The organism is Bacteroidota bacterium (genome assembly GCA_039111535.1).
GTDB lineage: Bacteria > Bacteroidota > Rhodothermia > Rhodothermales > JAHQVL01 > JBCCIM01.
In genome coordinates, this window is the sequence record JBCCIM010000206.1 from 1 (window position 1) to 11,457 (window position 11,457).

At 51.8% G+C, this 11,457-nt stretch carries 8 protein-coding genes and 1 tRNA gene; all 9 read right to left on the reverse strand.

What is annotated here, in order from left to right:
* Positions 1–107: 107 nt before the first annotated feature.
* On the reverse strand, positions 108–3,044 hold the full coding sequence (locus AAF564_22675) for a protein kinase (GenBank protein MEM8488372.1): 2,937 nt from the start codon (positions 3,042–3,044) through the stop codon (positions 108–110).
* Between the two features lie 194 nt (positions 3,045–3,238).
* The gene (locus tag AAF564_22680) at positions 3,239–5,323 is read right to left on the reverse strand and encodes a sodium-translocating pyrophosphatase (GenBank protein ID MEM8488373.1); all 2,085 of its coding nucleotides are present in this window, start codon (positions 5,321–5,323) and stop codon (positions 3,239–3,241) included.
* Positions 5,324–5,492: 169 nt separating this feature from the next.
* Positions 5,493–6,068 carry an aminoacyl-tRNA hydrolase gene (gene pth / locus AAF564_22685; GenBank protein ID MEM8488374.1) on the reverse strand — a complete coding sequence of 192 codons (576 nt, stop codon included), beginning with the start codon at positions 6,066–6,068 and terminating at the stop codon, positions 5,493–5,495.
* 63 nt (positions 6,069–6,131) lie between these two features.
* Complete coding sequence (locus tag AAF564_22690) at positions 6,132–6,758, reverse strand: 50S ribosomal protein L25 (GenBank protein MEM8488375.1); 627 nt, start codon at positions 6,756–6,758, stop codon at positions 6,132–6,134.
* Positions 6,759–6,843: 85 nt separating this feature from the next.
* Positions 6,844–7,791, reverse strand: coding sequence for a ribose-phosphate pyrophosphokinase (locus AAF564_22695; protein MEM8488376.1), 948 nt, complete (start codon positions 7,789–7,791; stop codon positions 6,844–6,846).
* 225 nt (positions 7,792–8,016) lie between these two features.
* A tRNA-Gln gene (locus AAF564_22700) sits at positions 8,017–8,087 on the reverse strand.
* Positions 8,088–8,355: 268 nt separating this feature from the next.
* On the reverse strand, positions 8,356–8,802 hold the full coding sequence (locus AAF564_22705; protein MEM8488377.1) for a hypothetical protein: 447 nt from the start codon (positions 8,800–8,802) through the stop codon (positions 8,356–8,358).
* A 135-nt stretch (positions 8,803–8,937) separates the two neighbouring features.
* Positions 8,938–9,798 (reverse strand): FeoB small GTPase domain-containing protein, encoded by an 861-nt coding sequence (locus tag AAF564_22710; protein ID MEM8488378.1) that lies wholly within the window; start codon positions 9,796–9,798, stop codon positions 8,938–8,940.
* A 42-nt stretch (positions 9,799–9,840) separates the two neighbouring features.
* Positions 9,841–11,457, reverse strand: a 1,617-nt coding sequence (locus AAF564_22715; GenBank protein ID MEM8488379.1) for a serine hydrolase domain-containing protein, incomplete at its 5' end; no start/stop codon positions are given.

Consider the following 11,457-nt stretch of genomic DNA (forward strand, 5'->3'; position numbering starts at 1 on the left):
GCCGTTCTGTTTCAAACCCACATGAACAGTGCATTGATTCATTAAAACTTGACGTATACAAAGAAAAAGCGCTTTCCGTCTGGTGCCATCAAATACCGAAGGGCGCACTACAGGCCACGCTCATAGGCTTTGAGCCAGAACTGTAAATTAGTCGTCGTTACGCTTTTGCGATGTCCCTTACTTATCAACGTTTTCACCAACGAAATGGCTTGTTCCTGATTACCGGCAAAATGATGAGCCAGAGAAAGCACAAAGTTATTCTGCAACTTGAGCGGCAATGCTTCCTGGGCAATAATCGCATGCTCCAGCGCCGTTTCTGCATCGAATGGTTCACCGTAACAATCGTACCGCAACGTACGAATTTTCCAATGCTCTCTACATCCCAACAAGGCCAGCGCATACAACCGGTCATCAGAGTCACGCTTTGGCTTAATATGTGTTGATGCAAATGCCGCATCCCGCATTTTTCCCTCGGTTGCAATCCTGTCGGCTGTTCGGCCCATTTCATTGTAGATGTAAGCCAATTCCCACAGCGTAGTTGCCAGATCAAAGCGTGGAGAAAACTCCGCGAAGGCTTCAGCCGCTGCTGTCAACGATGTAATGGCTTCATCATATCGTCCCATCTTAGCTTGCGCGATGCCAGCATAGTAAGAGGCAGAAGTTGCGTTAAATCGATTGCCATTCCGTTCCCAGATAGGCTGCGTATAGCGTACTTTTTCTTCCACCTCGTCCCATCGCTCCATGCCAACATACAACTGTATCAACCGGGTATGCGCAAATACCATGTCCTCTACATCCGGACCATACTTTTTCTCCATGATATACGCTGCACGTTCCAGCGCCATCTCAGCCTTTTCCATCTCCCCGATTTCCTGCAGGTAGGAAGCAGTAGTAATGAAAAGGCTTGGGTTGGAGTCTGTATTAATCAGCGCCTCATCGGACACAGCCCACATGCGGTCAAATGCCTCAAGAACTTTCGGAGAGTTTATGTCACGCTTTAGCTCGATCCTAAAGAGTCCGTACAACGGGCGCAGCATCAAGCCGCTTTGCGAACCTTCATTGCGTGCAATCAGGTCGGCTGTACGGCTGTAGTACACCATCGCAGAATCCGAATTCTCCTTCCAGTTGCGGTAAACGCCACCGATGTGATACAGCATTCGGTGCAGTCGAAGGTCGTCTGCCCCATAATTTTTCTCGAGGATAGACAGGGCATTGTGAGCAGCCTGAATTGAGCTATCCGGCTGTGGCGAGTCATCCCGGACCATCCGCTCCATCGTCTTAACGGCAATAGCCGCCCAGTCTTCTGCAACTTCGGGATGCATCGGGCCCAGCGTTGCAGTGTGGATGTCTTTTGCCTCAACCAAAAGGGCAAGGATCTCTTGTCGAGTTTCGGGCGCCATGCCACCAAAGTGGCGTGACTTGGTCTCCGCAAGCGCACGCAAACTTTCTGCGACATCAGGATGATCGCTTCCCAATGTTTCTTTTCGCAGCCGAATGGCCTCTTCGAGCATGTTCGTAGACTCATTTTCGAGGCCAAGCTCCCAGTAAACACGCCCCATCGTATGCATAAGCCGTGCACGGATGGCCGGCTCATCCTGCAACTCAGATTCAATCCGCTCAGCGCCTTCATCCAGGATTTCGCGCGCCGTAATTGAATTGCCGCGCGCGACACTTGGATCAGATACCTCAAACAACTGAATCATGAAATCAGAAACGCGTTCTGCTGTTGTGGCCTCCTCCTGCGCCAACGCTTCAGCTCGCTGCGCCCGTAGCAATCCGACTGTCGCAGCAGTGATCCCACCGATGAGCGCCAGAAAAATCAGGCAGCCGGCAATCACGCCCGTTTGGTGCCGGCGTATAAATTTCTGCATCCGGTACGCCATACTCGGTGGCCGCGCCATCACCGGTTCGTTGTTCAGGTACCGGCGCAATTCCATTGCAAGTCCGTTTACCGTATCGTAGCGACGAGCGCGGTCTTTCTCGATCGACTTCAACACAATCCAGTCAAGATCACCTCTTAGCTCACGCTCCAGTTGATCTGGTGTTGTCTGTCGGTGCGCTGCAATGGTATCTTTTTTTGCGCCCAGCGAGGTTAGTCGCGTGCTTGGTCGGGGTACCTGGCTGTCGCGAATGGCCTTATGGATAGCCTGCTGCGCTTTGGCTTTAAGGTCGAGCGGCTTGGTGCCTACCAGGAGCTCATACAGCATTACACCAAGCGAATAGACGTCAGTGCGCGTATCCACATCAAACCCGCCGCGTTCTGCCTGTTCAGGACTCATGTATGCCGGCGTGCCCACCAGTTGCCCGATGCTGGTGACCAGTGTATGCGTTGTAAGGTTATATCCAACGGCTTTTGCGATGCCAAAGTCGATTACTTTGGGGACGGGCCTGTCATCCTGTTCGGAGATAAGCACATTCGACGGCTTGAGGTCACGGTGAATCACACCTTTCTGGTGCGCGTGCTGGACGGCACGGCAGATGTCCATAAACAGTTCGATGCGTTCAATCGTAGAGAGCCGCCTGTTGTCGCAGTATTCATTTACCGGTACGCCCCGAACGAGCTCCATGACAAAGTAGGGCCGCCCAGTGGACGTGACGCCGGCGTCAAACACCTTGGCGATATTCGGATGATCCATCACCGCAAGCGCCTGCCGCTCCGAATCAAACCGGGCAACGACCTCTTTGGTGTCCATGCCCAGCTTGATAAGCTTGAACGCCACCTGCCGCTTGATGGGCTCTTTTTGCTCAGCGAGCCATACTTCCCCCATCCCGCCGGCGCCCAATTGCTCGATCAATTTGTAGGGTCCTATCTGCGCATCATTCAATGCTTCAACGGCATGCACCACTTGCTCGACATTCACCGCACCATCCAAAAACGAATCTTCTTCAGCCTCTGCATCCGCTGCCAGTAAGCTCGTGAGTTCAGCTTGCATCGCCTTGTCATCAGCACATGCGGCAGCTACAAAGGCTTCCTGGGCTTCACCTTGCAACAGGCGGGCAGCCTTGAACAGGCGTTCGAGTTTGTCAAGCGCGTTGGTTTCCATGGGTGTTGGGAAGTGCGTTGTGGGAATCCCAATATCGGGCTTTAAGCAAAATCTAACAAATTCGCGCAGATAAGCACGGTATTAAAAGCAAAAAAGCTGAAATAGGAAGACCCGACAATTCAGCTGAACTGTCGGGTCTTCCTAAAAATCAATGTATCGACCTGGAGGAAAGACCCCAGGTATAGATACTGGGATCAACTGGCAAGCAATGGTGCAATAACCAGGGAAACCACCGCGATCAGTTTGATCAGGATATTCAGGCTTGGTCCACTTGTATCTTTAAGTGGATCACCAACGGTGTCACCGGTAACGGAGGCTTTGTGGGCCTCACTTCCTTTTCCGTATTCAACACCATCTACTGTCACCCCGCCTTCGATACGTTTTTTGGCGTTGTCCCAGGCTCCACCAGCGTTAGACTGGAAGATGGCGAGCAAAACACCAGAAACGGTCACACCCACGAGGAGTCCGCCAAGCATATTTTTGTCGATGAAGCCGATGACAACTGGTACGGTAACGGCCAGTACGCCAGGCAGAATCATTTCACGCAGTGCAGCTCTGGTTGAAATATCAACACAACGGGCATAATCGGCCCGGGCTTTGCCTTCGCGAAGGCCTGCAATTTCGTTGAACTGCCGGCCAACTTCTTTAATCATGTCACCAGCGGCACGGCCAACAGCACCCATGGCCATTGCGCTAAATACATAGGGCAACATCGCACCAAGCAGCAAGCCTGAAAGAATAATCGGGTTGGCAACGTCGATGTTGTCAACGCCTGCCTGCTGCATGTAAGCAGCAAACAGTGCCAGGGCCGTTAGCGCAGCACTACCAATGGCGAAGCCTTTACCGATCGCTGCTGTGGTATTACCAACAGCGTCAAGTTCGTCTGTCCGCTCGCGCACTTCTGGTGGCAGGTGGGCCATCTCGGCAATACCACCGGCGTTATCTGAAATCGGACCATAAGCGTCTACCGCAAGCTGAATCCCTGTGACAGCAAGCATACCAACAGCGGCAATGGCGATGCCGTAGAGACCGGCAAAATGAAACGAGCCAATAATGGCACCTGCAAGTACAACAGCTGGCAGTCCGGTTGAGTACATGCCCAAACCAAGGCCGGCGATGATGTTCGTAGCAGCACCCGTAACACTCTGATTCACAACGCCTGTAACCGGGCGGTTATGTGTTGAGGTATAGTACTCCGTAATAAGGCCAATCAGTACGCCGGCCCCCAGGCCGATCAGTACAGCCCAGTACACACTCATCGAGTAGTAGTTGGCACCATCGTATGCCCAGGTCTCAGGCAGCATCCCGCGAATAATCACAAACGACAGGATAGCCATCAGGGCTGAAGCTCCAAACTCGCCAATATTGAGGGCGCGCTGCGGACTTCCACCTTCTTTTACCCGAACGAAGAAAGAGCCCAGAATAGCGACTACAATCCCAACTGCAGCAATTGCCATGGGCAAAAGTACCGCGGCGAGCGATTCAACGCCGTCCATGGCCTGGAAGGTAGGAATGAAGGCTGCACCGAGTACCATCGTACCGATGATAGAGCCAACGTAGCTTTCGAAAAGGTCAGCGCCCATGCCGGCAACGTCGCCAACATTATCGCCTACGTTATCAGCAATTGTTGCAGGGTTACGCGGATCGTCTTCTGGAATACCTTCATATACTTTACCTGCAAGGTCAGCACCTACGTCAGCAGCTTTGGTATAAATACCGCCACCAACACGGGCGAACAGCGCGATAGAAGATGCGCCAAGAGAGAAGCCTGAAATTACGTTGATCACGCGGATAACGCTCCAGTCCATGCCACTGTAGACGATGAAAAGTACGCCCAGGCCAAGCAAGCCCAACCCTACAACACTGAGCCCCATTACAAGGCCGCCAGAAAAAGCAACACTCAACGCGGGTCCGAGGCCTTTACGCGCGGCGTTGGTGGTTCGTACGTTGGCTTTTGTTGCGACGTTCATGCCGATAAAGCCGGCAGTAGCAGAACAGAAGGCCCCGATTACGAAAGAGACCGCAACGAGCCAGGAAGAGTTTTCATTGCCATTGTTTGCAAGTGCGAGCAAAATGGCTACAACGATCACGAAAATACCGAGAATGCGGTATTCGCGACGTAAAAATGCACGGGCTCCTTCTGCAATCGACGCTGCGATTTCCTTCATCTCCTCGGTGCCGGCATCCTGTTTACCAACCCATTGGGCGCGCAAGAAGGCATATACCAATGCCAGCACGCCTGCAATGGGTACCAGGTTTGTGATTAATGAAGCATCCATAGAAGTAGTGTTCCTCTTAAGCTATCTATATTAAAGTGGTAATTGCACCTTGAAATACGGCCCGGCTATAGCAAAGCCATGCAGGGGGCAGCGTTTCAAAAATGCCTAATATACGTCAGAAAAGGGCTTTTCCAAGCTCTCGCCACATCAAGAAATGGTGTAATTATGCTTATTTCTTGTTAAATCTATTCATCGCTGTCACAATGCCCTCGCAAACAAACGTGGTGGCCGCATCGCGGGCACGTTGCACAGCATCCTCAATGGGAGCTAACTCATCATCATCAAAGGGAGAGAGCACATAATCAGCTTGTTTACCTCTGCCGAAGTTATTGCCAATCCCAATCCGGAGGCGCGGAAAATTATCTGTATTTAATATGTCAATAATGTGTTGTACACCATTGTGTCCTCCCGCGCTACCTTTTTGACGGAGACGTATGGTTCCGGGCGCAAGGTTGATATCATCCACAATAACCAGCACATCCTGCGGTGTGGCCCCGACACGCGTCATGTGTTGACGTACGGGCGCACCGCTTAAATTCATGTAGGAGAGCGGCTTCAAAAGACAAACTGGCCGGCCTCTAAACCTGCCGCAACCAGCTTCTGCCGGCCCGCGGTCGGGTTTCATTGCGATCTTTGCGCGTTCACTTAGCGCATCAATAACCCAAAACCCGACGTTGTGCCGTGTCTGTTCGTATTCCACACCCGGATTGCCAAGACCGACAATCAGGCGCTTCTTACTGGCCATAAGCTATACCTGCCAGTTTTGTACTAGTAGAAGATACTTCTCCAAGCACGGTACAGGCTGAAATTATTCAGCCCCTTCAGCAACCTCTTCTCCTTCCGCTCCTTCTTCTCCTTCTTCTCCTTCTTCAAGCTCTTCAGCTGTCGCAACGATACGCGGAGCGTGGATCATCACAACGGTCTGGCTATCGCTTGACTGGAATTCGATATTATCAAAATCGAGGTCGCCAAGGTGAATAGAGTCGCCGATATTGAGTTCGGAGATATCAACAGAAAGGTGCGATGGAATGTCTTTAGGCAGACATTTGATTTCCACTTCACTAAGCACAAACTGTGTATTACCACCTTCGATCTGGCCAGCTGGTGTACCGTCGAAGCGGAAAGGCACAGCAAGGGTGATTTTCTCACCAGCCTGCAACACCTGGAAGTCAGCGTGAATGGCGTTATCGTGGACCGGGTGGAAATCGATATCTTTGAGGATACAATCCCAGCTTTTGCCTTCCAGCTCAATTTTCACGAGCGGGGTTGCATGGGACCGAATCAGTTTGTAAAGGTACCGCGCGTCGAGTTGGAAAGTCAGCGGCTCAACGTGGTGCCCGTACAATACACAAGGGACCTGGCCCTGGAGGCGTGCTTGTCGAGAAGCGCGTTTGCCCGTTCCGCGGGTAGTTGCGTCTAAAGTTGTAAATTCCATGGCTACAATGGTAGTACTTTTTAAAGCCGGCTGCAGGCTGCACGTTTGTCAATCTGCATCGTAGCCGGCTTCCAATAATCAATATTTAGGGTACAAAAAGCGTAGAGACCGATTCATCGGTATAAATACGCCGGATGGCATCAGCAAAGATACCAGCAACACTGACCACCTCAATCCGGTCAGAGGGCCGTTGCAACGGAATCGAGTCCGTGACGACGAGCCTGCTGAGTGCAGATGCTTCTATGCGTTCATACGCGGGGCCTGAAAGCAGCGGGTGTGTACAAGCTGCCATAATTTCAAGCGCACCGGCGTCACGCAAAGCACCAGCGGCACTTGTCAATGTGCCTGCCGTATCACAGATGTCATCCATGATCAGCACGTTCTTACCTTCCACCTCACCAATGATATTCATAACCTGCGCCTCGTTCTGCCGGGGCCGGCGTTTGTCTATCACAGCCAGGTCTGCGCCGAGGCGTTTGGCATAGGCTCTCGCCATCTTAATTGCCCCGACATCAGGAGCCACAACGACCAGATTGGTCAGGTTGAGGGCCCGAAAATAGTCGATGAAAACCGCAGATCCGTATAAATGATCCACAGGGATATCGAAAAAACCCTGAATTTGTGGTGCATGCAGGTCCATCGTAAGAATTCGATCAACGCCGGCAACAGTAAGCATATTCGCCATCACCTTAGCACCAATGGCCACACGCGGCTGGTCTTTCCTGTCCTGACGCGCATATCCGAAGTAAGGCATTACCGCGGTAATCCGGGCAGCAGATGCCCGACGCGCTGCATCGATAAGCATCATTAATTCCAGCCAGTGATCCCCTGGCGGGTTTGTGCTCTGGATAATGAACAGGTCAGAACCACGAATGGACTCATCATAACGGATGTAAATTTCACCGTCAGAAAAGTCCTGAATAATTACTTGCCCCAGGCCCTGCTGGTAGGCATCCGCTATTTTTCTTGCCAGTGCGGGGTTGGAACGGCCCGCAAAAAGCGTAATGGGGCTCCCGGTTGAAGATGATAACATGAGCCAGGCAAAGAATCTTTTTTGTAAAGAAAACCGCGGTGGAACGGGGAGTCACCAGAAAACAAGAACCGCCCGCAGGCGGTTGAAAGCTGGTGCAACAGATGCATATTGCAGATTAATACTAAGGGACAGGAACCCCTTCCCGATGCACATCCGATACTGGAGCCAGCAAGAGGCCGACGCTGCTAATCTGAAGCCAGCATAAGGCTGGCGCTGTGCTCGCTGTTGCCCGAGAAGGACTCGAACCTTCACCGACGGCTCCAAAGGCCGCTGTCCTGCCATTAGACGATCGGGCATTGTCAACTTCATCTGGTTTTACACGCGTGCTGTTATCGGCACACAGGCACCAGTATGAATGACAAAACTGTGGTAACAAGAAACCTCCTGCATCCACAGCGACCTATCAACGCGAAGCCATGCGAGGGGGTTTCCCCTATTTGAACGATTCGCGTTCTTCAGATAAAGTTCAAAAGAAATGAGGCCGGCTGCTTTTGTGATGCAGCAGATGCGGTCAGGTAACATGGCGCGCAAGATGCTGTTACATACCTGCGCGCCACGAAATCTTTACGGCGTTTTACGCGCTGCTGTCAGGGTTACATCGACACCATAAGAGAGCACGGTGAGAATGCCGTTCATTGCATCGCCTTCAACCGCAGAGTCGACAGTCATCGCGCCAAATTCGCCACCATCAAACTTGAATTTCACTTTCGACATGTCAGCGTCGTACGAAAGGTCTTCAAGCATGGAAACCTGTTCTGGAGCATCATCGCTAATGATCGTACCGCTGAGCACGCCATCTACCGACGCGAAGCTCATCACGCCTGTATAAACGCCTTGCGGGGTATCCAGCGAGTATGTCCAGGTACCAGTGAGGGGGTGGGCCATCATTTCTTCTGCAGCCTTTTCTCCTTCTGCCATTACGCCTTCAGCAGCCTTTTTGGAACTGGCACAACCAGCGATGAGACAAAATGCGAGCAACAGGATTGCAGATAAATTCCGGGTATGTTGCATTGGTGTGTTGATGTTAAGTGTTGGGATAGTCAATCAACGACAAGATAACCGATTACTACAACAAAACCAGCCTCCCGCTATACATGCCAGGAATTAGGCTTTGTCCCCAAAAACAAAATTAAACAGAGACAAAGCCTAGTCAAAGAGCTTCTGAAACCAGTTACGCGCCGGCGGAGGCGGTGTTGATTGGGTGACAACTGCCTGTAACAGCTGACCTATCCATTTACTTCGCTGTACCACTTCAGCAGTCGTCCACTTTTCCTGCTTGTCCTCAAGCATCTTGCGAGATTCATCCAACGCGCGCAACAACGACTTGTATGCCGGATGTGCTTCGTACTCTTCCACGGCTTTAGGGACGGTCAGCAGACGTAGCCCCTCTACCAGCCGGGCGCCCGTGTACAGGTGCAAATGTTTGTGGATCCATGTCGTATCAAGATGTTGGTAGGCATCAGCCAGGGCGACAGAAGGACGCCAGTGATCGGGCCTTTTACGCGGGGTATCTTCTGTTTTGGTCTGCCATTGTACAATGGCTTCCCGGGCAGCATCCACTTCGTCGGGCACCACAAAAACTGGTACCCCCGTCATCTCCGCCAGACGCCGGGTATCCACGGTGATGCCGGCATTTGTGGCAGCTGCTCTACCTGTAAGGCACAGGACCAACGGGAGCCGCAAATCGATTAATTGGAAGGCGAGGTACAATTGTCGGTCGAGCGCTGCGGCATCTACTACGGCAACTATGCCGGCAGGTGCATACTTGCCGCGTCCTAGTAATTTATCGTAAGCACCCGCTTCTTGCTCCGTATTACACCCCAACATGTAAATCCCTGGCAATTCTTCAAGCATACCAGCCGGCTTCAATTGCTCCAGCAGGGCTGACTTGCCTACCTGGGGAAAACCTACGAGGGTAATTACGGGCGAATAATCTGATGCCTGGGCGCGTTCCATATGGCGGCTAACCACTGATGCCGGCGCGGGTTTCTTTCTTGTCATTTTCATGCGGAGTGCCTGCTGCCAGCACTCCGCACACAGTGCACGTTTTTAATCCCTCGTGATTTTCAGGTTGGCAAACCGGCCTGATGAATTGCTGCCAACCCAAAAGCCTATTTTCCCATCTTTGCGCTCATTCAGCGAGTTGACGACCAGCACAGGCTCGGGGTTATCATCTACATAAACAGAGATCTCTTCTTCCCCAACTTCGATGCGCGCATGAAACCAGCCATCAGGGTCGGGTGCATTTGGAATCTGGCCTTCATATACACCGGGGAATTCACCGCGTAACGCACGCCATGAATGATCAGGCAGGTTGTGATACTGCACCATGCGATTGCGACGGTCACCTTCTGCCACAAAATTGAATGGACGAAAATAAATCCCTTCAAACGCATTTTCATTTTCTCCCCGAAACGCTACCCCAACAAAACTTGCCCCGGGTTCGTTCGCGCCTTTGATATCCAGTTCAATGGTACCTGTCGAAAAGCCTTCAACGCGTAACCACGCAAATCCGTCATCAGGGAAGGCATTCAGTTCCACACCTTTATGCGTGTCGTCTTCATACGGCGAAATGCGGCGGTCGACTACTTCATACGTGTCATACAAAGCAGATGCTTCTTCGCTGCCGGTACGCAAGAAAGGCCGGAGCACAAAGTTGAATTGCTCCCCGACTTCGCTGTTCGTCAGAAAAACGTAGCCAAAGTTCTGCTCACGGGAGAACTCAAAGTGCGCCTGAAAATCACCGTTGTTGCCCCCATGTCCATAGATATTACCTTGTGGCGTTGGCGCTTCAGAGAAACCCAGCGTCCAGGCATGCTGATCGTAATTGGTTACAAACACGTGATCTTCTGGCAAGCGAACCTGGGTAGAAAATAAGGTATCGTAGGTTGCAGGTGAAAGCCCGGTACCTTTGAGCAGGCTGATCATGAATGCTGCAAAATCAGTCGCGTTGATCTGGAGTCCGCCGGCCATACTTGGTAGTTGGGGCTGGTATCGGTTGTTGGCCATCCCGGTAATATGCCCACTCGCTTTGTTTTCTTCGAGATACGCATTCCACATGTAGTAGCCATGCTGTACGCCGGCCGGCTCAAAGATGCGTTCATGAATCATCTGCTGCAGGTCTTTCCTCGTCCCGCCCTCGATATGGGCAAGCACGTTGCCCAGGTATTCAAAAGCTTCACCTGAATAGGAAAACTGAGATCCGGGGTCGAACCGTAAATTCAGGTACTGCCCTTTGTTCTCATAGCGCCAGTTGGGCATCCCTGTTTTATGCGACAATACCATCCGCGCAGTAATTTTGCGGTAGCGCTCATCATAATCCAGGTCGTAGTTCGGCAGGTACGTGTGGAGTGGGGTATCCAGGTCCAGTTTGCCGGCTTCTACGAGGTGCATCGCCAACACAGCAAGGATGGGCTTGCTCATCGATGCGGCCTCAAACGTAGTATTTTCATCAACCGGGGTTTGCTCCTGTGCGTTTTTATAGCCAAATGTGCGGTGATATACTATTTTTGCATCATTGATGATGGCAATAGAAAGCCCTGGCATGCCTACTGCATCCATCTGCGCTTCTATAAATGCATCCATGGCCGACGCAGATATACCTGCGTCATTGAGCGCACGAATTTCGTTTCTTGCATCATACAAATTTGCATTTTCAGGCTGCCC